Below are 22,161 nucleotides of genomic sequence, written 5' to 3'. Positions count from 1 at the left end.
GCCGGTCGACTCAGCCGGGCTGTGCCGGTGGCGACCGGTCGACGGCCGGCCCCACGCCCGAGCCGTCCGCGAGTACGGCCTCCCAGGCCTCCTCGGTCCGCTCGGTGACCGTGGTCGGCGCCTCCAGGTGGTACGCCCCGCTGGGCAGTACGCCGGCCCCGGCGTACCGGCTCATCACCGCGAGTTGGGCGGCCACGTCCTCGCCCTGGTGCCCCGGGTCGAGCCGGTGCCAGAAGTCGAACCCGCCGGCGTCGCGCAGCCGGGACCGGTCGTAGAGCACACATCCGCCGATCCAGGAGACCTTGTACGCCCGCCACTGGCCCGGCGGCAGGCGACGGGCCGCGGTGACGTGCAGCAGGTTGGCGGCCGAATGGATCTGCGCCCGGTCCCACTCCGGTGTGCCGGGGCGGGGCAGCTCCGGGCTCGGCGGCCCCGGCCACTCGACGTAGTGCCGGTGGGTCTCCGGGCGTACGTCGTCGAGATAGGACAGCCCGTGCACCGCGTTGCCGACGAAACCGCAGTCCAGCTCCTCGATCGCGGCGAGCAGCCGGTCGATGGTGCCCGGTTCGAGCCAGACGTCGTCGTCGAGGTAGAGGACGTACCGGGCGACGGAGGCGTCGAGCAGGTACGCCCGGTGTTCGGCCAGGCCGCGCCGGGGAAGCCGCCGGGTCAGCAGGACCGGATGACCCCGGTGGCGCAGTACCCGGACCATCGTGGCCGCCGCCGGTTCGGCCCAGCCGGGCCCGCCGTCGGACTGGTCGCTGACCACCACTCCGAAACCGGCAGCGCCGTGCTGCTGTCCGGCCAGACCGGCCAGGGTGACGGCCAGTTCGGCGGGCCGGTTCCGGGTCGGGATGAGCACGTCCAGCAGCCTCGGCGCCCGGAAGTCGTCCCGGCTGCCCGGGTCGAGGGGCCGGGTGATCGGGTCCGGCCGGTTCACGCCCGGTGGCTCGGCGCCGACACCGCCTCGGCGTCCGCCGTACCGCCGGTGTCGGCCGGTTCGGGGGCGCCGGCCGGGGCGGCGTGCTCGGCGACGTCGGCCAGGACCGGACGCCGGTCGTCGCCGTGTGACCGGATCCGGTCGATGACCGCCGAGGTGGAGCGGTCGGGTACGTAGCCGAGGGTGCGTACCTCGCCGCCGAGTCGACGTACCAGGGGTGCCTCCGGAACCATCTCCGGCGGGTAGTCGCCGCCCTTGACGTACAGGTCGGGGCGGACGGCCTCGATGAGCGCGGCCGGCGAGTCCTCCTCGAAGATCACTACGTGGTCCACACAGGACAGCGCGGCGAGCACCGCCACCCGGTCCTCCACCGAGTTCACCGGCCGGTCCGTGCCCTTGATCCGGCGCACGCTGTCGTCGGAATTGACCGCGACCACCAGCAGGTCGCCGAGGCTGCGGGCCTGGTCGAGATAGCGCACGTGTCCCCGGTGCAGCACGTCGAAGCAGCCGTTGGTGAAGACGATGCTGCGCCCCTCGGCCCGGCGCCGGCCGACGAGTTCGATCAGGGCGTCCTGGCCGAGCACGATCCGGGGCCGGTCGTCCCGCGCCGGGCCGAGCGCGGCGAGCAGGTCCTCGCGGAGGCAGACGCAGGTGCCGGTGTCCGAGACCGTGATGGTCGCGGCCAGCTGGGCGAGTTGGGCGGCGGTGGGCAGCGGCGCCTCGGCGGCCAGGGCCAGCGTCATGGCGGCCAGGTACGCGTCGCCGGCGCCGACGGCGTAACTGGCCGGCACCGGGGTGGCGTGGCTGCGCCGGGACCGGCCGTCGGCGCCGCCCACCACGGCACCCTCGGTGTCCAGGGTGACCGCCACCACGTCGGCGCCGGTACGCTCGCGCAACTCGGCGAGCCGGGCCTGCGCGACGACCGCCCGGCTGGCGCCCCCGTCGGCGACGGGTCGCCCCCCGGCGGCACTCGACGTCTCGTCGCCGGCCACCACGATGTCGTCGCCGGAGACTCCGATCTCGTCACTGGTCACCGAGATGCCGTCGCCACCCGACCCACCGTCGGAGCCCGACGACCCACCGTCGGAGGTGGGCGGTCCGGTCCGGTCACCGCCGCTGTCGCCGGAGTCGTCGTCTCCGGCACCGGCGTGGACGTCCCGTCCGCCGACGGAACTGGTCGTGCCGTCCTCGGCGACGCTGACCCGGGTACCGGCGACCGCCGACGACGGCCGGGACCGGGCCCCGTCCGGGGTCGGTCCGCTGAGCAGCCGGGTCGCCTCGGCGAAGCTCGGGGTCACCACGGTCGGCGCCAGTCCGCGCCAGTGGGCGAGATCGTGGGCGTCCAGGGCCACCGTCGCGAAGCGGTCGCGATGCTCCACCAGCCAGTCGCGTACCGCCTCGGGCAGCGCGCCCAGCCCGTAGTCGCAGACCACCAGCGTCGGCGGTTGACCGTCCTGGTCCACCCGTAGTTCCTCGGTGGCGTGCGCGAGCGCGCTCAACAACCGGCGTACGCCCTCCTCGGGCAGGCTCTCGTCGGCGTCGCCCTCGTCCTCGCGCAGCAGGATCTGGTCGGCGGCGAGCAGCCGCCGCTTCACCGGGGTGGGGCGGCCGGGCTGACTGATGGTCCGGTCCCAGACGCCGGCCCGGTCGAGACAGTCGTGCAGTTCGTCACCGGCGACGTCGGCGCCGACCGGGGCGACCAGGGTGGCCCGGCCACCGAGCGCGGTGAGGTTGACGGCGGTGTTCGCGGCACCGCCGGCCGCGCAGAGTCGGCGGCGCAGGGTGAGTACCGGTGCCGGTGCCTCCCGACAGAGTCGATCCGACTCGGCGAACCGCCACTCGTCCAACATCGCGTCGCCGACCACCAGTACGCCGCGTCCGAGCCAGCTCTCCACCACTGCGGCCAGGCGGCGCTGTTCCGCTGCGTCTGTCGCCATGCCGCTGCGGGTCCCCGGTGCCACGCCGGCCAAACCTGCCCCGGCCGAGCCCCCGGGTGCGGTGTCCGGGCGGCGGCCGGCCCGGGGCGTTTGGTCTCTGGCGTACCGGGAATGTCAGTTTTCGGGTACTGCCTGTTCGGCGTGACACCGCCGTACCGCGACAACGGGCTGGTGACCAGCCGCAAGCCGGACGACCTGCCGGCGTTCCGCGCGGAGCGGCGTGACCGGCAGCCCTCGGGGCCCGCCCCGGGGAGCCGCCCATGATCGGTGTCACATCCGTCCGGCGCCCCCGGCCGGTGCTGATCGTGCAGGTCGAGACTGCCGGTAGGTATTTTCTGTGCCAGCAGGGGGAGAAGGCACTATGACCACCGCTGACGACGTGCGGCCGACTCTGACCCGTCGGCAGATCCGCCTGCTCATGACCGGTCTGATGACCGGGATGCTGCTGGCCGCGCTGGACCAGACCATCGTCGGTACCGCGTTACCGACCATCGTGGGTGAACTGGGCGGAATCAACCACTACTCGTGGGTGGTCACCGCGTACCTGCTCGCGTCGACCGCCTCCACCCCGCTGTACGGCAAGATGGCCGACCTGTACGGGCGGCGTCCGGTCTTCCTCTTCTCCATCGGCGCGTTCCTGGTCGGGTCGTTGGCCGCCGGGTTCTCCCAGGACATGACCCAGCTGATCATCACCCGGGGAATCCAGGGGCTCGGTGCCGGTGGTCTGATGACGCTGGCCTTCACGATCATCTCCGACGTGGTGTCGCCCCGGGAACGCGGTCGGTACCAGGGCCTGTTCGGCGCGGTTTTCGGCATCTCCTCGGTCGCCGGACCGCTGGTCGGCGGGTACTTCGCCGAGCACGACTGGCGGTGGATCTTCTTCATCAACGTGCCGTTGGCGATCGTCGCGATCATCGTCTGCTACCACGTGATGCGGCTGATCCCGTTCGAGCGGCGGCAGCACGCGATCGACTGGCTGGGCGCCGGCCTGCTGGTGGCCGGGGTCAGCGCCCTGCTGCTCGCGCTGAGCTGGGGCGGCAACGAGTACGCCTGGGGCTCCGGGCTCATCATCGGGCTGTTCGTGGCCGGTGCGGTGCTCGCGATCCTCTTCCTGCTCCAGGAGTCGCGGGTGGCCGAGCCGATCCTGCCGCTCAAGCTGTTCCGCCGGTCCACCTTCGCACTGGCCAACACCGCGGGTTTCGTACTCGGTCTGGTGATGTTCGGGTCGATCATCTTCATCCCGCTCTACCTTCAGATCGTCAAGGGCGCCTCGCCGACCGACAGCGGTCTGCTGATGCTGCCGATGATGGCCGGCATCATCGTCACGTCGGTCCTCTCCGGACGCGCGATCAGCCGGATCGGCCGGTACAAGTGGTTCCCGGTCGCCGGGGCGATCGTGCTGGTCGCCGGCATGCTGCTCTTCACCCAGTTGCAGGTGGACACGCCGCTCTGGGTCTCGTTCATCTACATGGTGATCATCGGTGTCGGGCTCGGCCTGTGCATGCAGTCGCTGGTCCTGGCCGTGCAGAACGCGGTCGAGGTGCGCGACCTAGGTGCCGGTACGTCGGCGGCGACCTTCTTCCGGTCGCTGGGCGGCTCGTTCGGGGTGGCGATCCTCGGCGCGGTGCTGTCGGCCCGGCTGGCGAGCGGGCTGGCCGACCGGCTGCCCGGGGCGATCGCCCAGTTGCCGCCGGAGCAGCGGGGCCAGTTCGCCAACACCACCATGCAATTCTCGATCAACGAGCCGTCCCGGATCCTGGCGCTGCCGGAGCCGGTGCGGCACGCCATCCAGGAGTCTTTCGTCGGCGCGCTGCACGTCGTCTTCCTGGTGGCCGGGCTGATCGCGATCATCGCGGTCGCGGTGACCCTGGCGATGCCGAACCGGGAACTGCGCGGTGGTCCGCCGGCCGCCTCGGGCGAGGGCCTGGCCAGGGACCGGAAGGGCGACGCGGCCGCCGAGATGGAAGCCAACGCCCAGACGATGCTCTGAGGCTCCGGCCACCGCCGCCACCGCCGCCACCCCTGCTCCGGGCGCCGCCGGCTACTTCAGCACTACCTGACCGGTCTGTTCGAAGGTGGCCAGGTCGTCCAGGGTCTCCAGCACGGTGCCGGAGACCGGTGCCGGCAGCGCCCGGGCCGGATAGAAGCCGGCGTTGGTGGTCTCGTCCGTGCTGGTGACCAGTTCGCCCGCCCAGGCGTCGACCCGGAAGGCGACCACGAAGAGCTGGTACGTGTCGCCGTACATGTTGGTGAAGGTGCGGTCCGGGCCGGTGTGCATGGCGAACGGGGTGACCGCGCTCGCGGTGAGTCCGGTCTCCTCCCAGACCTCCCGGACGGCGCACTGGGAGATCGACTCGCCGAGTTCCATCGCACCGGCCGGCAGCGCCCAGTAGCCGTTGTCGGAGCGCTCGATCAGCAGCACCTGGCCGGCCGCGTCCCGGACCACCGCCCGGGCTCCGACGAACATCAAGGTCCGGTCACCGGCGAGCGCCCGGAGCTGGCCGAGGTACGACTCGGCCCACGGAATACTGGTCATCGGGGTACTCCAAGGGTGGTCAGGTTGTGAACTGCGACACTAGGTTGTTGCCCATGCGTAGCACGATGATGGACGCGCCCCTGCAGATTTCCCGGATCCTCGAACACGGCAGTACGGTGCACGGCGCCGCCGAGGTGGTCACCTGGGTCGGAGACGGTTCCCGGCGGATGACCTACGCCGAGGTCGGAGCGGCGGCGGCCCAGCTCGCGCACGCGCTGCGCGACGAACTCGGGGTGACCGGCGATCAGCGGGTGGCCACCTTCATGTGGAACAACGCCGAACACCTGGTCGCCTACTTCGCGGTGCCGAGCATGGGTGCGGTGCTGCACACGCTGAACATCCGCCTCTTTCCGGATCAGGTGGCCTACATCGCCACCCACGCCGCGGATCGGGTGGTGCTGGTCGACTCGACCCTGATTCCGCTGCTGGCCAAGGCGTTGCCCGAGATGTCCACTGTAGAGCACGTGGTGGTGGCCGGGCCCGGTGACCCGGCCCCGCTGCTGGCGGCGGGCGGCGGGCGGATCGCCGTACACCGGTGGGCCGATCTGGTCCGGGACAAGCCGGTCCGGTACGACTGGCCGGAGCTGGACGAGCGGGACGCGGCGGCGCTCTGCTACACCTCGGGTACGACCGGCAACCCGAAGGGCGTCGCGTACTCGCACCGGTCGATCTGGCTGCACTCGGTGCAGATCTGCCTGCCGGAGTCCTTCGGGCTCGGCCCGACCACCCGGGAACTCGCGATCGTGCCGATGTTCCACGCGATGTCCTGGGGCATCCCCTACGCGGCGTTCATGTCCGGCGCCTCGCTGATCATGCCGGACCGGTTCCTCCAGGGCGCCCCGATCGCCGAGATGATCGCCGCCGAGCGGCCGACCCTGGCCGGTGCGGTGCCGACCATCTGGACCGACCTGCTCACCCACCTGGACGCCAACGAGGTGGACACCTCCTCGCTCACCGAGGTGATCGTCGGCGGCTCCGCCTGCCCGCCCGCGCTGATGCACGCCTTCGCCGACCGGCACCGGATCGACGTGATCCACGCCTGGGGAATGACCGAGATGTCGCCGCTCGGCTCGGTGGCCCGGCCGCCGGCCGGCGCGAGCGGGGACGACGCCTGGCGCTACCGCTACAGCCAGGGGCGGGTGCCGGCCGGGGTGGCGGCCCGGATCGTCGGCCCGCTGGGCGAGCAGTTGCCCGCCGACGGCCAGGCCGTCGGCGAGCTGGAGGTCCGGGGGCCCTGGGTGACCGCCCGGTACGTCGGTGACGACGAACCCGACCCGGAGAAGTTCCGGGACGGCTGGCTGCGTACCGGGGACGTCGGCACCCTCTCGGCGGACGGCTTCATCACCCTCACCGACCGGGCCAAGGACGTGATCAAGTCGGGCGGAGAGTGGATCTCCTCGGTCGAGCTGGAGAACGCGCTGATGGCGCATCCGGCGGTGCTGGAGGCGTGCGTTGTCGGGGTGCCCGACCCGCGCTGGGACGAGCGTCCACTCGCGACGGTGGTGCTGCACCAGGGCGCCACGGCGAGCGCGGAGGAACTGCGCGACTTCCTCGCCGAGCGGGTGGCCCGGTGGCAGTTGCCGGAGCGCTGGGCGTTCATCGAGACGGTACCGAAGACGTCGGTGGGGAAGTTCGACAAGAAGCGGGTTCGGGCGAGCTACGGCTCGGGCGCGCTGGACGTCGTCGAGCTGGCCGACTGACGCCACCGGCGGACCGGCTCGCCCTGGTCGGCCGGCGACGGATGATCCACTCGGCGACGGCGAGGTTGATCACCCAGCCGAGGGCGACCAGCAGCGCCCTGGCGGTCTCGCCGGGGGTGCCGAGGACCAGCATCCAGGGCAGGTGGGTCAACGCCTGGGTCCCGGCGCCCTGGGCGATGGCGTAACCGCGGATCATCCAGCCGCGGTGCCTGGCGAAGTTCCGGCGTCGTACGGCGACGAAGCCGAGGACGATGCAGACCGCCATCGCGGAGCCGAACAGGAGCCGGAACCCGGTCAGGAGTTCGCCGTCGCCGGGCGGCTGCGGATAGAACAGCGTCATCCAGAGGCCGGAGAGGGCGGCGACGAGTCCGGCCGGTACCAGCACCCGCCCGGCGATCCGGTGCCAGCCGGGCTTCCGGCGGCGGAGCCCGGGAACGAACTGGAAGGCACCCAGGACGCAGAACAGGGTGGCGCCGACGATGTGCAGCAGCACGGGTACCGGAGCGGCGACGAACCGGGCGTTCTCCGGGGTTACCTCCGCGCCGCCGGTCAGTTCGGCCACCCGGACGGCACCGGCGACCACCGGAACGGCGGTGAGAATGATCAGCAGGGTGGGCACGAGCCACGTCGACTTGGCGGAGGAGGTCACGGCGTTCCCTTCGTCGGTTCTGGCGGTCCGTCGGCCGGTCGCCGCGGGGCGAGGCGTGGGGACGGGGAACCACCCGTGTCGTGGTCCGTCGTCAGAACTCGATGGTGCCGGCCGGGCCGGTGAGCGCTCATCGGCAGATGGGCCCGAGCCTTCCCGGTCGATGGTCCGGGAGACGGGCCGTACTTTCGGCGTGGGCCGTGGTCAAGGCCGGGAACGGCACGTCCGCCGGAAGCCGGTCAACGGCGGGGACTGCCGCCCCGGCCGGGCCCGTTCCTGACCCGGTTGGTCTCGTAGGCCCAGATGGCGATCTCGACGCGGTTCCGGGCGCCGAGCTTGGCCATCAGGCTGGCGATGTGGGTCTTGACGGTGCTGAGCGTGATGTACAGCTCGGCGGCGATCTCACCGTTCGTCCGTCCACGCGCGACGGTGGCGAGGACCTGTTCCTCGCGGTCCGTGAGCGCCTCGACGGGTTGCCTCGGTGGTCCGGTGGGCCCGGCGTCGGCGAACGCCTTGAGCAGCCGGGTGGTGATGCTCGGGGCGATCAGCGCGTCGCCGTGGGCGGCGGCGTGGACGGCCTGGGCGAGCAGGTCCGGCCCGGCGTCCTTGAGCAGGAAGCCCCGGGCGCCGGCCCGGAGGGCGGCGTAGACGTAGTCGTCGAGGTCGAAGGTGGTGATGACGACGACGGCGAGCGGGTCGTCCACGGTCGGTCCGGCGAGGGTACGGGTGGCCTCGATGCCGTCGACGCCGGGCATCCGGATGTCGAACAGGCAGACGTCGGGTCGGAGCCGCCGGGCGAGTTCGACCGCCCGCCGCCCGTCGGCGGCCTCGCCGATCACCTCGATCCCCGGTTGGGCGTTGAGGATCATCGTCAGCCCGGTACGGACGATCTCCTGGTCGTCGGCGACGACCACCCGGATGCTCATCAGGCCGACGCGTCCCGGGGCAGTACGGCGGTCACCGTCCAGCCCCGACCGGGGTTCGGACCGGCCTCGCAGGTGCCGCCGAGCAGGTCGGCGCGTTCGATCATGCCGAGCAGCCCGTACCCGTGCGACGGGGTCGGGCGGACGGACGCGGTGTCGCCGTCGTCGCTCACCCGCAGGTGCACCGAGGTCGCGTCGGTGGCGACCCGAACCTCGATCCGGGTCGCGTGCCGCGCGTGCCGGCGGGCGTTGGTGACCGACTCCTGGGCGAGCCGGTAGATCGCGGTTCCCACCGACGGCGGAAGGTCGTCGAGGTCGCCGACGAGTTCCACCTCGACGGACGGGCCGGAGGAGGATCGGCCGGCGAGTTGTCCGAGATCGCCGACGCGTGGGTTGGGCGCGAGGTCGGCGGGCTGGTCCCGGCGCAGGACCCGCACCATGGCGCGCATCTCGGTGAGGGCGCGCGACGCCTCGGCCTCGATCACCCGGAGCGCGTCGGTCGCGGCGCCCGGTTGCGAGGTCGACGTCGCGAGGCCGGCCTGGGCCCGGATCGCCATCGCCGAGACGTGGTGGGCGACGGTGTCGTGCAGGTCCCGGGCCAGCCGTTCGCGTTCGAGCAGCTTGACCTGGTCCAGCTCGCGGCTCCGGGACCGGGCCCGGTAGCGCAACGCCGCGCCCAGGGCGGTGACCGAGAACAGGACGGCGAATCCGCCGATCGCGTCGGGGAGGCTGAGCGAGCCCAGGGCTATCGAGAGGCAGATCCGGGCGACCACGATCGCCGAGCCGAGCACGATGTCCCGGCCGGACCCCCACCGGAACAACGAGTACGCCAGGAGCAGCAGGTACACCATCGTGTCGAGCTGGACATCGGCGCCGACCACGAGCGCGGCCAGTCCACAGGTGCCGAAGGCGATCGCGACCATCAGCAGGGGTCTGGTCCGCCGCCACAACAGCGTGGGCACCAGCCCGACCGCGACGACCACCGAGAGGACCCGCCACGGGACGTCGGGCCGCAGGATCCCCTCCAGCGCGGCGGCCGGCATGAGCAGCCCCACCAGCGCCCAGTCCTGCCACATCCGGCGCGGGGGGTGCGGCGGACGCGGCTCGTCCCACCCGGAGCGGAGGAGGTTGGGCACCAACCAATCGTACGAGTGTCGATGCCGCGCCCAGATCGGCCCAAAGTACGAGTCGGGCGAGACCTGCCCGCGCCGGTCCTCCCGCATTTTGGTACCGTCGTACCAGAATGCGGAACGCGGGATTAGTGTCGGCCCAGGTCGGAACGGCGATGGGAAGTCGAGGACGAGCATGGATCTGCTGGAGTGGGACGCCCGCAGCTACGACGCACTACCGCTGCCGCACCGGCACTGGGGCACCGACCTGTTGGCCCGGCTGCCCCTCGCCGGCACCGAAACCGTGCTGGACCTCGGGTGCGGGACCGGGCGGGACACCGAGAGGCTGCTCGCGGCCCTGCCGGCGGGGCGGGTTCTCGCGCTCGACGGCTCGCGGCGGATGCTCGCCGCGCTGGGCGAGCGGCTGTCCGGGGCCGGCGACCGACTCACCGTGCTCCACGCCGACCTGCGGGAACCGCTGCGGCTGCCGGAGCGGGTCGACGCCGCGTTCAGCGTGGCCACCCTGCACTGGCTGCCCGACCACGACCTGGTGTTCCACGGCGTCGGCGCCGCGCTCCGGCCCGGCGGCCGGTTCGTCGCCGAGGCCGGCGGCCGGGGCAACGTGGCCGGCGTCCTCCGCGCCCTCGCCGAGGTGAGCGGGGGCACCGACGAGGCACGCTTCTGGAACTTCTCCGGCGTCGACGACACCGTCGCCCGGCTACGCGGGGCCGGGTTCACCGACATCGACGTCCAACTGGTGCCCGATCCGGCCCGACTGGAGCCCGGCGAGCCGCTGGAGGCGTTCCTCGGCACCGTCGTACTCGGCGCGCATCTGCGCGAACTGCCGGCCGAGCGGCGCCGACCCTTCGTACGGGCGGTCGCGCGGCGGCTGCCCGAACCCGTCGTCGACTACGTACGCCTGCGGATCGACGCCGTCCGTCGGTGATCCGTACGCCGCCCGAGGTCGTTCCCGATCCGTTGCCGACAACCGGTAGCCGACCCGTTGCCAACCGGATGTGAGCCCGGGAAGGATGTTGGCCACGCGGAAGGGGCGAGCGATGCGAGCGGTGGCGGTGACGGCGCTGGGCGGTCCCGGTGTGCTGCGGGTGGTTGAACGACCGGACCCGGTTGTCGGCCCGGGAAAGGTGCTGGTCCGGATTCGTGCGGCCGGCGTGCAGCCCGCCGACGTGGCGGCACGGGTCGGGCTGATCCCCGGTGGCCCGATCGAACCGCCGTTCCTGCTCGGCTGGGACTTCGCCGGCCACGTGGTGGCGGTCGGCGACGACGTCACCGAGCACCGGCCGGGTGGCCGGGTGGCGGGAATGGTGCCGTGGCATCTGACCCGGGGCACCTCCGGCGCGTACGCCGAATTCGTGGTGGCCGACCGGGAGTGGCTGGTCGGCGTACCCGATGGGATGGACATGGCGGCGGCGGCGACCATCGCGCTGAACGCGCTGACCGCGCGGCAGGCCCTTGCGTTGCTGCCGCTCGCTCCCGGGTCGACGCTGCTGGTGACCGGCGCCAGCGGCGGGGTCGGCGGCTTCGCCGCCCAGTTGGCGGTCCGGGCCGGACATCGGGTGGTCGCGGTGGCGAGCCACGACGACGAGGCGTGGGTACGCGGCCTCGGCGTCGCCGACGTGGTGCCCCGGTCGGCCGACCTGGCCGGGCTCGGGCCGATGCCCGCGGTGCTCGACGCGGTGCCTCTCGGCGCGGCGGCCGGTGCGGCGGTCGCCGACGGCGGCACGCTGGTGACGACCCGTCCGGTGCCACCGCTGAACCCGGCCCGGGGTGTACGCCAGCACACGGTCATGGTCCGGCTCGACCGGTCGATGCTGGCCGAGTTGATGGCGGACGTGGCAAACGGGCGGCTGCGGACCAGGGTCGCGGCCTCGTTGCCGCTGGCGGAGGCGGCCCACGCGCACCGGCTGGTCGAGGCCGGGCGGTTGCGCGGAAAGATCGTCCTCGTTCCGTAGTTGGCCGCCCCGGCGGGGATCCGACGGGTATTCCATGGAAGCCCGCCGATGTTGGGCGGGATGGGCTACCGTCGACGGGTATGAGTGACCCGTGGCCGGAAGGCCGCGCGGCGTCCGCTGACGACGCCGGCAAAGGGCTTCTCGACGGTGGGCCGGTGGCCGAGTCACCCCTGTGGGGGGTGGACTACGACCCGGCGGCGGAGTGTCTGTGGCGCTGGGTCGACGCACCGGCGGACGCGACGGTGTCGACGATCGTGACCGGGTACGCCGGACTGGCCGCCGAGGCTCGGCACGCGCTCCGGTCCCGGCTGTGCCCGGACGACCTCTACACGCTGGCGACCTTCGCCCGCCGCCGCGCGTTCGCCGCGATCCGTACCGGAGTGCCGGCCGAGGTACGGGTCGCGTTCGACGCGCTCTCCGCGATCGAACTGAACCGGATCGACTGGCGGGACATCTGGGTCAGCACCGCCCTCACGTCGTACGCGGCGGAGCGGCTCGGCCTGATCCCGGCCGAGACCGTACGCGGTGCCGCCGGTCGCGCGGAACCGGAGCTCGCGGCCCTGCTCAGGGAAGTCACGGCGGACAGCATCGATCTGGTGGAGGAGTGTGGCTACCGGGTGCTGGAGACGCCGACCGGCCGGGTACTCGTCGACGACGAGGGCGCGGACTACGCGCCGGAGACCGACCTGGCCGGGCTGGCCTTCGAGGTGGCCGCGATGCTGGAACGGGACGACTACCGGGTCGGCCACGTGTCGGTGGCGGCCGAGTTGCCCGACATCTGGCTGGCCGGCGCCGGGACGTCGGCCGTGGCCGGAGCCCGGCGGCGGCTGACCGGCTGTGCGTCCGTACACGCCGAGCCGGCCGGGGCGGCGGTCATCACCGACCAGCACGTCCTACTGGTGTTCCTGGCCGAGGCCGCCAGCGCGGAAGACGCGGCGGTGCTCGCCGAAGCGGCGTCGCGGAAGGCAACGGATCGGACGGTCGAGTTGGGGGTGGCCGCCGGCCGGCAGTGCGCGGTGGTCGTCGCCCGCTCGACCGTGCTCGGCCTGTCGGCGATCGAGACCCGGGCCACCCTCGCCCGGTTCGGCCCCCGGCTCGCGGCCATCCTGTCCGGGACCGGGTCCTCGGTCACTGATCGCTCGTGACCACCAGCACCTTGCCGACCGCCGAGTTCTGCACGGCGGCGTGCGCGTCGGCGGCCTCTGCCAGCGGGTAGTAGTGCAGTGGGAGACCGGCGTCGAGGCCGACCCGGAGCGCACCGGCCGCCGCTCCGGCGGCGACATCGAAGACCGCGTGCGCCTTGGCCACCGTCGGCAGGGTGTAGACCAGTACGAACTGCCACCGCACGTTCGGCGTCATGAGCGACCGGACCGGCAGGGTGACCTTCGAGTCGCTGTTGCCGGCGTACACCGCCACCGAGCCGTTGGCGCCGATGACCCGACAGTCGATCTCCGCGTTCCTGGCCGCATCCACCTCGACGATCGCGTCCACACCGTCCGGCACGATCTTCCTGGTCTCGGCGACCACGTCCTCTTCCCGGTAGTTGATCACGTACGACGCGCCGGCCGCCACCGCGAGCTGCGCCTTCTCCGAGCTGCTGACCGTGGTGATGACTGTGGCGTCGGCCCAGCGGGCGAGTTGGATCGCCGCGTTGCCGACCGCACCCGCACCGCCCTGGACCAGCACGGTACGGCCGGTGAGCGCGCCGACGTCGAGGCGGTCGGGCATCGTCTCGCCCACGGTCAGGCAACGGTGCGCGGTCATGAACGGGATGCCGAGGCTCGCACCGAGGTCGAAGGAGGCGGCACCGAGCCGTACCACCTGCCGGGCCGGTACGACGGTGTACTCCGCCGACGTCCCCCACTGGCGCTTGTAGGCGGCCTCCCAGATCCAGACCCGCTCGCCGACCAGCTTCGCGTCGACGCCGGTGCCGACGGTCTCGACGATCCCCGCGCCGTCCTGGTTCGGGATCTGCCAGCCCTGCCGGAGCGGGGTGCCGGACCCGTCGCCCTGCCGGGCCTTCCAGTCGGTGGGATTGACTCCGGAGACGGCGACCCGGACCAGTACCTCGCCCGGACCCGGCTCGGGAACCGGCCGGTCGATCACCTCCAGCACTGCCGGATCGCCGGTGCGCTGGTAGACGGCTGCCTTCATGATCGACTCCTCACCCGGTGCTGCCGCACCCGGTCGCCTGTTGTCGCGACACGCCGGTCGAGCGTCGCACGCTCCCCGGTCGATCACCATCCTGCTGCGGGTCGGGGCGGCCCGCCGGGATTTCGGGCGGCTCGGGGACGCGGGTGTGGGATCTCACGATCCGCCAGCGGAGCGCGCCGAACCACGCGATGATCATGGGGAGATACGGTGGCGACGGGGCCCTCGGGTGGTCACCGGGGTAGCCCGGCAGCGTGACGACGGACCCGATATGAGCTCTGGCCAGGAATCGCTCAGGTTTGTCGGGTAGGACTGATGGGCAAGGTCCGTCTGTCGACACCGCCCGTCCCCGACCTGCCGGCGGGGGGCGGAGCGGCGCCGGGGGGTACGAGGTCGCCGAGGCGGAGTGGCCCGGACCACCCCGTGAGGCGACGGCGTACGAGTCACCCATCAGCAAACGTCGGGCGGCGTCCGACCGGAGATCTGGAGACACCGATGACGACGTCGCCTGACACCGTGGTTACGGCTGCGGCCGTAGCCGGGGGTGCGGGTGACGCGCCGGACTCGGGCTCGGGCTCGGGAGGGCGGGACCGGTACCTCGACATGTGGCGGGCGGCGGCGCTCGTCCGGGTGGTGACGTACCACGTACTCGGCTGGATCTGGCTGACCGTGCTGTTCCCGGCGATGGGGCTGATGTTCGCCCTGGCCGGGTCGCTGATGGCCAGCTCGCTGGGGCGTACCGGCAACAGCGCGGTGGGCCGGCGGCTGCGCCGGCTGCTGCCGCCGCTGTGGGGGTTCGCGGCGGTGGCGGTGACGCTGCTGCTGGTCACGGGCTGGCGGGCCGCTCCGACGGCCGCGCTCGGCTGGGGCGAGATGGTCTGGTGGATCTTCCCGGCCCGGACCCCACCGGTCGGCGGCCAGTCCTGGGCCTGGGCGTACAACGTCGTGCTCTGGTACATCGTCACCTATCTCTGGCTGGTGCTGCTCTCGCCCGTCCTGCTCGCCGTCTTCCGCCGCTGGCCGTGGCAGAGCCTGGCCCTGGCGATCGCCCTGCCGATCGCCTTCCGGTTCAACGTGGTGAACGTCGGCGGCTACTTCAACGAGCAGGCCACCAACGTCAGCGCGTACCTGGCCTGCTGGCTGCTCGGGTTCGCGCACCACGACGGGCTGCTCCGCCGGATCCCCGCCCGGCGGTACGCCATCGCGGTGGCCGCGCTGGCGGTGACCGGCGCCGCCTGGGTGCTGGTGGTGGGCTGGTCGAGCGGGAACTACGACCTGAACCGGGTCGCGGGCGGCAACACCCTGTGGTCGATGGCATTCGTCGCGACGGTGCTGCGGTTCCGGCCCCGACTGGACTGGTTGGGCCGGATCCGACCGCTGGACCGGTTGATCGAGTTGTTGAACGCCCGCGCGGTCACCATCTACCTGTGGCACCTGCCGGCGGGGGTGCTCTCCGGGGCGCTGCTCGCGCCGGTCCCGGTATCCGGTTGGGTGGCCACCGTCGCCGTCCGGCTGGCCGGCGTCTGGGTACTCGTCGCGGTGGCGGTCGCCCTGTTCGGCTGGATCGAGGACCTGGCGGCCCGCCGACGGCCGGCGCTCGTCCCGGCCCGGGTCAGTCCGGCCCGGACCCGACCGTCCCGGGTACCGGCCGGGTCCGGCGCGGTCGAATCGGTGCCCCGCAAGGCGGTGCCCCGGATCGCCGTGGCGCCCGGCTCGGGTAGCGGCTGGCATCGGGCGATGGCATCGGTGGTCGCGGTGCTGGCGGTGGGCCTGGCCGTGATGGCGCTCAACCTCTGGCCGGGAGTGACGACCCGCAGCCCGGCCCAGGTGGCCCGGCAGGAGGTCACCTACCACCTGTCCGACCTGCCCATGCTGGTCGACGGCACGTCGACGCCGTCGTCGGCGCCACTGTCACCGACGGTCGCGGCGGCGCCGGGCGCCGTGACCGTGCACGGCGAGGTCTATCCGCGTGCGGTGCTCACCGCGGCACCCAGCCGGCTCCGGGTGCAGCCACCGGCCGGCTGTGGGCGGCTGCGGGCCGTCATCGACGTCGGCGCCGACGACGCCGAGGTCGCCTTCGCGGTACGGGCGGACGACGTACTCGTGTTCGAGTCGGGCGTACGCAGCCGGTCCGACCAGGCGGAGCAGATCGACGTGGACGTCACCCGGGCCAGCTTCGTCGACCTGGTCACCAGTAGCCCGTCGGGCGGCGCCGTGGGCGTCTGGGCCGACCCGCGGTTCGTCTGCTCTCCGTAGCCCGGGTCAGCGCGACCGCACCACCACGTCCTTGCCGAGATCGCCCCAACCGCTCTCGCGCGCCTTGGCCACCGTGTCGCGGAGCGCGAACTCGTCCACCGGGCGTTCCGTCCCGGCGTACTGGAGGGCGACGGTGAAGTTGGCGCAGAGGTAGCCGAGCAGTGCGTCGTCGGCGTGCAGCACCTCGCAGATTCCGGCGACGCTCCGGTTGTGGAACAGCCCGGCCATCCCCTCCAGCGCGGCCTGCTCGTGACCCTCGACATCGATCTTGAACAGTAGCGAGTCGTCGTCGCGGAGGCGGATCCGCTCGTCCAGCCGGAAGCACTCCACCTCGACACCCCGGTCGTTCGGAACCCGAAGCGACGCGACGCCGGTGTGCTCGTGCAGGTAGAGCCGGGCGGTCGCCGAACGGTCGCTGGCCGCGCCGGCGTGCAGCACGGTACCCGGATAGTCGCCGGTGGCCGCCGCGATCGTCTTACGCAGCCAGGGGAGTACGGCGGGATTCGGCTCGACGAGGTGCAGTTCCCGGAGCCCGTAGTAGGAGGTCGAGAAGGCGACCTCGCCGTAGTTCGCGCCGACGTCGATGGCCACCGTCGGCCGGACCTCGCCCACCAGCCGGCGCCAGGCGGCGACCGCGTTCCGATCGAGGTTGCCCTTGTAGACGGCGAGCTCGGTGCCCCGGATGTCGGTGTGGTCGGCGTGCAGCACCACACCGATCTCGTTGCGGAAGGCTCCGGCCCGGGTGCGCAGGGCTATCCGATGGGCGGCCCGACGGACGTGCTGCGCACCGGACTGATGGAAGGCACGGCGCAGCGTCGATCGAAAAGTTGGCATACGGTTGACCGTTCTCGCGGATCGTCGGGGGTTCTCGCACGTCGACCGGCCTGCGGGGCGTCCCGTGGCGCCGACGACGATGCCAGCGAAGTCTGTGGCGATGTGGGCCTCCACCCGGACTGGCCGGCGGATCCGCTCCACGCCTCGCCCTCCAGCGACCTCCTCCAGTAGGGCCTGCTCATCGGGCATGTTACGCAGACAATTACCTAGAGCAACAGTCTTGATACGGAGCGAGATAATACGCGGAACCGTTTCGGATTAGGTAAAACGGGACCAGAACGGCGTACGGCGGCACGGGACCGGAGCCGGCTTCCCGGTGCGCGGACGCCTTTGCCGGATGGTGTTTCGCCCTCCGGCGCAGCCCGCCCGGCACGGTGCCGCCGAGGTGCTCGTCGACCGCCCCGACCTGCACGACGTCCCCCGGTCCGGCCGGTCGCTGACGGATAGCCGACACGCTCCGGAACGGCTCAGCCGGCCGTTCGGACACCAACCCGGCCAGCACCCGGTGCAGGCGCGACGCGGTGTCCCGGAGCCAGCAGTCGCCGGGCCAGGCCCGCGCCGATGCCGCTGGTGCCACCCGTGATCACCACGGTCCTCATCGGGTGTCCCCTCTTTCGCCAGCGGATAATCTGATCCTTTCCGCTGGTGGCGAAGTGGCGAAAGAAGGCACATCAATGTCCCCTGGCGACGACGCGGCCCCGGGTACGGCGGTCGGGATCCGGGTGCCGGTGACCCTGGCGGACCGGGCGGCCTGCTCGGCCTCGGAGGTGCTGCACCGGGTCGGTGACAAGTGGAGCGTGCTGGTGCTCTCGCTGCTGAGCCAGCGTGGCTACGGCTTCAACGAACTGGACCGGGCGGTGCACGGCCTGAGTCGTCGGATGCTGACCCGTACGCTGGGAGCCCTGGTCCGGGACGGGCTGGTCAGTCGTACCCCCGGGTCGGGTACCGCCGCCCGGGTGGAGTACGCGCTGACCGCGCTGGGACGGTCGCTGCTGCCGCTGGTGGTGGCACTCGGCGAGTGGGCCGTGGCGAACCGGTCCACCATCAGCGAGGCGCGCGCCCAGCACGACACCGGCATCACGCGGTAGCCGGATTTCCCCCGTCCGCCTCGGAAACGGGCGTACGGGCCGCCTTCCGGCTTCGGAACGCGTCGAGTTCGGAGTCCACGAACTCGAAGAATCCGGGTGGCCAACCCTCGCCGGAGCGCCGGAATTCGGCCAACGCCGCGACCGCCTTCGGCTGGTTGGCCCAGAACGCGAGTTCGTCGCGGAGCCCGTCCCAGGCCGGGTCGCGGTACAGGCCCAACCGATCCGCCTTCCGCGCCTGGGCGTAGATGAGGAACAGGTCGACCAGCGCGCCGCGCTCTTCCCGGTCGATGCTGTCCTCGGGCAGGCTGAGGACTCCGGTCAGTTCCGGCACCAGTTTCAGGATCCGGTCCGACAGATCGGCGTTGATCTGGTACTCGATCAGGCTCCGGCTCTTGCGACTCTCGCGGTACTGGAGCCAGGTGGAGCCGGCGAGCAGGAAGAGACCGATGCCGGCGAAGGTGGTTGCCAGTGCCTGGGCGTCGATGGATGACACGGCTACTCCGATCCGCTTCCCGGGCCATGATCTGGAACTTCGACCGTCACCGATGAACCGCAATCCTAGAAATCCCGGTCAAGGCCACCGGCGTACGGGGAGGATGGGCGAATGCGGGTGGTGCAGCTGCGACAACACGGTGGGCCGGAGGTCCTGGAGGTCATGGAGGTCCCGGCTCCGAAGGCCGGTGCGGGTCAACTCCTCGTCGACGTCGCCGCCGTGGGCGTCAACTTCGCCGACGTCTACCAGCGGCAGGGCGTGGCGCCGTACGCGGCCGACCTGCCGGCGGTCCCGGGGCAGGAGGGCGCCGGTACCGTCGCGGCGCTCGGGCCGGGGGTCGAGGGTTTCGCCGAGGGGGACCGGGTCGCCTGGATGGGCGTTCCGGGGAGCTACGCGGAGCAGGTCCTGGTGCCCGCCGACCGGGCCGTACCGGTGCCGGAGGGCGTCGACTTCCCGGCCGCGGCGGCGGTGATGACGCAGGGCCTGACCGCGCACTACCTGTCGCACACCACCCATCCGGTGGCGGCCGGCGAGGTGGTCGTGGTGCACGCCGCCGCCGGTGGGGTCGGCCTGCTGCTCACCCAGCTCGTCAAGATCAGGGGCGGTGTCGTGGTCGCCACCACCTCCAGCGACGCGAAGGCCGACCTGGCCCGCCAGGCGGGGGCGGACCACACCGCCCGCTACGACAACTTCGCGGAGGTGGTCCGCGGGGTCACCGGGGGCGCCGGGGCCGCGGTGGTGTACGACGGCGTCGGCCGGGCCACCTTCGACGACAGCCTGGCGGCGCTGCGCCTCCGCGGCCTGATTGTCGCGTACGGCACCAGCAGCGGCTCGCTGCCGCCGCTCGACACCGAACGCCTCGCCAGCGGAGGATCGCTCTACCTGACCCGGCCGACCCTGCCGCAGCACGTGGCGAGCCGAGCGGACCTGCTCGGCCGCAGTGGCGACCTGTTCGAGTGGCTCGCCGCCGGGCGGCTCTCGATCCGGATCGGCGCGACCTATCCGCTCGGCGACGCGGCGCGGGCGCACGCCGACCTGGAGGGCCGGCGTACCAGCGGGAAGCTGCTCCTGCTGCCCCGTTGACCGGCCACCGGCCGGGTACACCGCCGGTCAGCAGGTGGAGTGGAACAGCCCGCCGACCGGCTCCCGGACGGCGAGCGTGTTGTAGAGCTCGACGGCCCGCTCGGTCGGCGCCACGTGCACCTCGACGTCCCGGTCCGCCAGGAACCGCAGCGTCGCCGGGTCGACCCGGAGCCGTCCCTCGAAGCCCTCGGACAGGACCACCCGGGTCGCCCCGTTGGCGAGCAGCTCCTCGACGTCGGCGGGCTGGATTCCGGGCTCGTGCCGGGTACCGGTCTCGGACCAGTCCCATGGCCGCCCGCCACCCGGATACAGCTTGAAGTCCTTCTCCTCGCCGAGCCCGTCCACCAGCATCCGGCCCCAGGAGATCTCCAGGATCCGGGGTGAGCGGGCGGGCGGCACCGTCTCCTCGGTCAGTTCGGTGATGTCCGGGATGACCAGCGCCGCGAGCTGTTCGGCGTCCGGGTCGAGCGGGTACGACGCGTGCGGCACCGCCACCACCCGCATGCCGGCGGCAGCGGCGGAGCGTACCCCGTTGCTGGAGTCCTCGACGGCCACGCAGCGGTCGGCCGCCACGCCCAGCCGGTCGGCGACGGCGAGGTACACGTCCGGCGCCGGCTTGCCCCGGGCCACCTGCTCGGTGGAGAGCGTCACCCGGAACAGGTCGGTCAGCCCGGTGGCCGCCAGCGCCGCCTCGATCAGCCGGGGCGGCGACGAACTGGCCAGCCCGAGCGGCCAGTGCCCGGCGATCCGGCGAACCACCTCGGGGGCACCGTCCACGACCGGTATCCGGACCTCGTACTCCCGGGCCATCTCGTCGATCACCCCGGCCGCGATCTGGTCGGCCGTCCCGGGCACGCCGAGTTCGCCGAGGTAGCTGGCCCATTCGCCGGTGCTCATCCCCATCAGCCGGCGTTGGGTGTCGGCCTGCCATCGGCCGCCTCTGGTGTCGACGTACCGTCGGCGGACCCGTTCCCACACCGGTTCCGAGTCCACCAGTACGCCGTCCAGGTCGAAGATCACCGCATCCACCACGGCTCCATCCTGCCGCAAAGGGCGGGCCGGGGTCGGACCCGTCGACCCGCGGTGTTCAGGCGGCCGGTTTGAGTACGACCTTCGAGTACCCCTCCTCGCGCCGGTCGAACCGCTGGTAGCCCTCTGGCGCGGCGTCGAGCGGCAGTTCCTTGCTGACCACCAGGCTCGGCCGGGCCCGCCCGGCGATGATCAGGTCACGCAGATACGCGTTGTACGCCTTGACGTTCGTCTGTCCACTGCCCATCCGGAGCGCCTTCTCGAAGAACTTGCCGACCCGGAACAGCAGTTCGCCGTTCTGCGAGTGCGGGTCGGGTGCTCCGGGGTCGTGCGGTACGTAGAGTCCGACCACGCCGATCCGGCCGGTGGCCCGGACGATTTCCACCAGGCTGTTCAGCACTCCCGCCGGCTGTTCCTGTCCACCTGGGCCGGTGCCCTGGTAGCCGACCGCGTCGACGCCCCGGTCGGTCCCGTCGCCGTCGGTCTGGTCCCGGATCTGTTCGACCGGATCGCCCCCGGTGAAGTCGATCGGGATGGCGCCGAACGACTCGGCGAGTCGCAGCCGGGACGGCACCCGGTCCACCAGGAACACCTTGGCGGCACCGATGAGCACCGCCGAGTACGCGGCCATCAGGCCGACCGGGCCGCCGCCCATCACGGTGATGCTCTCCCCGGGACGCAGCTCGGTCATGGCCACCCCGTGGTAGCCGGTGGGGAAGACGTCGGCGAGCATCGCGAAGTCGTTCTCGTGCTCGTTGCCCGGGGGCAGCTTGAGGCAGTTGAAGTCGGCGAACGGGACCCGGACGTACTCGGCCTGCCCGCCCCGGTACGGGCCCATGTTGACGTAGCCGTACGCGCCACCGGCGAAGCCGGGGTTGACGGTGAGGCAGTACCCGGTGTTGCCGGCGGTGCAGTTCTTGCAGAAGCCACAGGCGACGTTGAACGGCATGGAGACCCGGTCGCCCCGCCTGACGTGTACGACTCCGGGGCCGACGTCGACCACGATGCCCATGTTCTCGTGGCCGAAGACGATGCCCGGTTCGGCGGCCGTCCGGCCCTCGTACATGTGCAGGTCCGAGCCGCAGATCGCGCTGGTGGTCACCTGGACGACGACGTCGTTGGGGTCCTGCACCCGGGCGTCCTCGACGTTCTCCACCGCGACGTTGTGCGGCCCGTGGTAGACCACTGCCCTCATGCTGTTCCCCCTCGGCCCCGCGCTGCCCCTCGCCCCGCACTGCCTCCCCGGTTTCAGCCTAGGCCGACGATCATCGGATAAGGGGCGAATCGTGCCGTCGTCGGTTGTCGCCGGCCGGGCGTCCGGCCGCACCATCGATCGCAGCGACCAACTCCGTTGAAACGATCGTGTCGCTGGGGTTGCGGTGGCCGGGTCGAGGACGGCGGTGGGACGACCGAGGGTGCTCGGGGTGCACGTCGCGGCGGCTATTGACAGCGATGCATCGGTG

19 protein-coding genes and 2 pseudogenes are annotated in these 22,161 nt (G+C 72.2%); 9 read left to right on the top strand and 12 right to left on the bottom strand.

Translation table 11 applies throughout. The features are described from left to right. Positions 1-10 precede the first annotated feature (10 nt). From H4W31_RS05720 to H4W31_RS44685, 3 genes and pseudogenes are all read right to left on the bottom strand, one after another. Positions 11-922 (bottom strand): glycosyltransferase family 2 protein, encoded by a 912-nt coding sequence (locus H4W31_RS05720; protein ID WP_192771869.1) that lies wholly within the window; start codon positions 920-922, stop codon positions 11-13. A gap of 14 nt (positions 923-936) precedes the next feature. Further along, positions 937-1,878: pseudogene (gene rfaE2 / locus H4W31_RS44690) on the bottom strand (D-glycero-beta-D-manno-heptose 1-phosphate adenylyltransferase); the annotation flags it as partial. 324 nt (positions 1,879-2,202) lie between these two features. Further along, positions 2,203-2,877 (bottom strand): annotated as a pseudogene (locus H4W31_RS44685) (bifunctional heptose 7-phosphate kinase/heptose 1-phosphate adenyltransferase); the annotation flags it as partial. A gap of 111 nt (positions 2,878-2,988) precedes the next feature. Here H4W31_RS44685 and H4W31_RS05710 point away from each other — a divergent pair. Together H4W31_RS05710 and H4W31_RS05705 are read left to right on the top strand one after the other, a co-directional pair. Continuing rightward, positions 2,989-3,141 (top strand): hypothetical protein, encoded by a 153-nt coding sequence (locus H4W31_RS05710; RefSeq protein WP_192765691.1) that lies wholly within the window; start codon positions 2,989-2,991, stop codon positions 3,139-3,141. Positions 3,142-3,238: 97 nt separating this feature from the next. Then, positions 3,239-4,867 (top strand): MDR family MFS transporter, encoded by a 1,629-nt coding sequence (locus H4W31_RS05705; RefSeq protein ID WP_192765690.1) that lies wholly within the window; start codon positions 3,239-3,241, stop codon positions 4,865-4,867. Positions 4,868-4,918: 51 nt separating this feature from the next. Here H4W31_RS05705 and H4W31_RS05700 read toward each other — a convergent pair whose 3' ends face one another. Then, positions 4,919-5,413 carry an NUDIX domain-containing protein gene (locus tag H4W31_RS05700; protein WP_225945405.1) on the bottom strand — a complete coding sequence of 165 codons (495 nt, stop codon included), beginning with the start codon at positions 5,411-5,413 and terminating at the stop codon, positions 4,919-4,921. 53 nt (positions 5,414-5,466) lie between these two features. Between H4W31_RS05700 and H4W31_RS05695 the strand changes: the two genes are divergently transcribed. Beyond that, complete coding sequence (locus H4W31_RS05695; RefSeq protein ID WP_192765689.1) at positions 5,467-7,113, top strand: long-chain fatty acid--CoA ligase; 1,647 nt, start codon at positions 5,467-5,469, stop codon at positions 7,111-7,113. Here H4W31_RS05695 and H4W31_RS05690 read toward each other — a convergent pair. The 3 genes from H4W31_RS05690 to H4W31_RS05680 form a co-directional block, all read right to left on the bottom strand. Next, positions 7,010-7,762, bottom strand: a complete 753-nt coding sequence (locus H4W31_RS05690) for a DUF2306 domain-containing protein (RefSeq protein WP_192765688.1) — start codon at positions 7,760-7,762, stop codon at positions 7,010-7,012. The two genes, H4W31_RS05695 and H4W31_RS05690, sit on opposite strands and share 104 nt — an antisense overlap. Before the next feature lie 236 nt (positions 7,763-7,998). Further along, positions 7,999-8,685: a response regulator gene (locus H4W31_RS05685; RefSeq protein ID WP_192765687.1), complete on the bottom strand. Its 687-nt coding sequence runs from the start codon at positions 8,683-8,685 to the stop codon at positions 7,999-8,001. Beyond that, entirely contained in the window at positions 8,685-9,818 is a 1,134-nt protein-coding gene (locus H4W31_RS05680) for a sensor histidine kinase (RefSeq protein WP_318783037.1), read from the bottom strand. The genes H4W31_RS05685 and H4W31_RS05680 overlap by 1 nt, the downstream gene beginning before the upstream one ends. A gap of 169 nt (positions 9,819-9,987) precedes the next feature. On the opposite strand from H4W31_RS05680, the gene H4W31_RS05675 reads away from it, so the two are divergent. The 3 genes from H4W31_RS05675 (at position 9,988) to H4W31_RS05665 (ending at position 12,909) form a co-directional block, all read left to right on the top strand. After that, positions 9,988-10,737, top strand: coding sequence for a class I SAM-dependent methyltransferase (locus H4W31_RS05675; protein ID WP_192765685.1), 750 nt, complete (start codon positions 9,988-9,990; stop codon positions 10,735-10,737). Positions 10,738-10,849: 112 nt separating this feature from the next. Continuing rightward, positions 10,850-11,764, top strand: a complete 915-nt coding sequence (locus H4W31_RS05670) for an NADP-dependent oxidoreductase (RefSeq protein WP_192765684.1) — start codon at positions 10,850-10,852, stop codon at positions 11,762-11,764. An 80-nt stretch (positions 11,765-11,844) separates the two neighbouring features. Then, the gene (locus H4W31_RS05665; protein WP_192765683.1) at positions 11,845-12,909 is read left to right on the top strand and encodes a hypothetical protein; all 1,065 of its coding nucleotides are present in this window, start codon (positions 11,845-11,847) and stop codon (positions 12,907-12,909) included. On the opposite strand, the gene H4W31_RS05660 is transcribed toward H4W31_RS05665, so the two are convergent. Continuing rightward, complete coding sequence (locus H4W31_RS05660; protein WP_192765682.1) at positions 12,893-13,918, bottom strand: NADPH:quinone reductase; 1,026 nt, start codon at positions 13,916-13,918, stop codon at positions 12,893-12,895. The two genes, H4W31_RS05665 and H4W31_RS05660, sit on opposite strands and share 17 nt — an antisense overlap. A gap of 492 nt (positions 13,919-14,410) precedes the next feature. On the opposite strand from H4W31_RS05660, the gene H4W31_RS05655 reads away from it, so the two are divergent. Then, the gene (locus H4W31_RS05655) at positions 14,411-16,171 is read left to right on the top strand and encodes an acyltransferase family protein (protein ID WP_192765681.1); all 1,761 of its coding nucleotides are present in this window, start codon (positions 14,411-14,413) and stop codon (positions 16,169-16,171) included. A 6-nt stretch (positions 16,172-16,177) separates the two neighbouring features. Here the strand turns inward: H4W31_RS05655 and H4W31_RS05650 are convergent, their stop codons facing one another. Next, on the bottom strand, positions 16,178-17,005 hold the full coding sequence (locus H4W31_RS05650; RefSeq protein WP_192765680.1) for an FkbM family methyltransferase: 828 nt from the start codon (positions 17,003-17,005) through the stop codon (positions 16,178-16,180). Between the two features lie 674 nt (positions 17,006-17,679). Between H4W31_RS05650 and H4W31_RS05645 the strand changes: the two genes are divergently transcribed. Beyond that, positions 17,680-18,093, top strand: coding sequence for a winged helix-turn-helix transcriptional regulator (locus H4W31_RS05645; RefSeq protein WP_192765679.1), 414 nt, complete (start codon positions 17,680-17,682; stop codon positions 18,091-18,093). Here H4W31_RS05645 and H4W31_RS05640 read toward each other — a convergent pair. Continuing rightward, the gene (locus H4W31_RS05640) at positions 18,083-18,586 is read right to left on the bottom strand and encodes a hypothetical protein (RefSeq protein ID WP_192765678.1); all 504 of its coding nucleotides are present in this window, start codon (positions 18,584-18,586) and stop codon (positions 18,083-18,085) included. The genes H4W31_RS05645 and H4W31_RS05640 overlap by 11 nt on opposite strands. Before the next feature lie 111 nt (positions 18,587-18,697). Here H4W31_RS05640 and H4W31_RS05635 point away from each other — a divergent pair, with 111 nt between their 5' ends. Continuing rightward, positions 18,698-19,669: a quinone oxidoreductase family protein gene (locus H4W31_RS05635; protein ID WP_192765677.1), complete on the top strand. Its 972-nt coding sequence runs from the start codon at positions 18,698-18,700 to the stop codon at positions 19,667-19,669. A gap of 27 nt (positions 19,670-19,696) precedes the next feature. On the opposite strand, the gene H4W31_RS44680 is transcribed toward H4W31_RS05635, so the two are convergent. After that, the gene (locus H4W31_RS44680) at positions 19,697-20,701 is read right to left on the bottom strand and encodes an HAD-IA family hydrolase (RefSeq protein ID WP_192765676.1); all 1,005 of its coding nucleotides are present in this window, start codon (positions 20,699-20,701) and stop codon (positions 19,697-19,699) included. A gap of 55 nt (positions 20,702-20,756) precedes the next feature. Continuing rightward, on the bottom strand, positions 20,757-21,893 hold the full coding sequence (locus tag H4W31_RS05625; RefSeq protein ID WP_192765675.1) for a glutathione-independent formaldehyde dehydrogenase: 1,137 nt from the start codon (positions 21,891-21,893) through the stop codon (positions 20,757-20,759). Between the last annotated feature and the right edge of the window lie 268 nt (positions 21,894-22,161).

The sequence above is a fragment of the Plantactinospora soyae genome, assembly GCF_014874095.1.
GTDB classification, from domain to species: Bacteria; Actinomycetota; Actinomycetes; order Mycobacteriales; family Micromonosporaceae; genus Plantactinospora; species Plantactinospora soyae.
This window is presented reverse-complemented; position numbering and strand designations above follow the sequence as displayed.

Coding starts and splice junctions, on each gene's coding strand:
- H4W31_RS05650 (WP_192765680.1), bottom strand. CDS start 17,005: ATGCCAACTTTTCGATCGACGCTGCGCCGTGCCTTCCATCAGTCCGGT.
- H4W31_RS05695 (WP_192765689.1), top strand. CDS start 5,467: ATGCGTAGCACGATGATGGACGCGCCCCTGCAGATTTCCCGGATCCTC.
- H4W31_RS05635 (WP_192765677.1), top strand. CDS start 18,698: ATGCGGGTGGTGCAGCTGCGACAACACGGTGGGCCGGAGGTCCTGGAG.
- H4W31_RS05700 (WP_225945405.1), bottom strand. CDS start 5,413: ATGACCAGTATTCCGTGGGCCGAGTCGTACCTCGGCCAGCTCCGGGCG.
- H4W31_RS05665 (WP_192765683.1), top strand. CDS start 11,845: ATGAGTGACCCGTGGCCGGAAGGCCGCGCGGCGTCCGCTGACGACGCC.
- H4W31_RS05655 (WP_192765681.1), top strand. CDS start 14,411: ATGACGACGTCGCCTGACACCGTGGTTACGGCTGCGGCCGTAGCCGGG.
- H4W31_RS05645 (WP_192765679.1), top strand. CDS start 17,680: ATGTCCCCTGGCGACGACGCGGCCCCGGGTACGGCGGTCGGGATCCGG.
- H4W31_RS05670 (WP_192765684.1), top strand. CDS start 10,850: ATGCGAGCGGTGGCGGTGACGGCGCTGGGCGGTCCCGGTGTGCTGCGG.
- H4W31_RS05660 (WP_192765682.1), bottom strand. CDS start 13,918: ATGAAGGCAGCCGTCTACCAGCGCACCGGCGATCCGGCAGTGCTGGAG.
- H4W31_RS05625 (WP_192765675.1), bottom strand. CDS start 21,893: ATGAGGGCAGTGGTCTACCACGGGCCGCACAACGTCGCGGTGGAGAAC.
- H4W31_RS05685 (WP_192765687.1), bottom strand. CDS start 8,685: ATGAGCATCCGGGTGGTCGTCGCCGACGACCAGGAGATCGTCCGTACC.
- H4W31_RS05710 (WP_192765691.1), top strand. CDS start 2,989: ATGTCAGTTTTCGGGTACTGCCTGTTCGGCGTGACACCGCCGTACCGC.
- H4W31_RS05705 (WP_192765690.1), top strand. CDS start 3,239: ATGACCACCGCTGACGACGTGCGGCCGACTCTGACCCGTCGGCAGATC.
- H4W31_RS05675 (WP_192765685.1), top strand. CDS start 9,988: ATGGATCTGCTGGAGTGGGACGCCCGCAGCTACGACGCACTACCGCTG.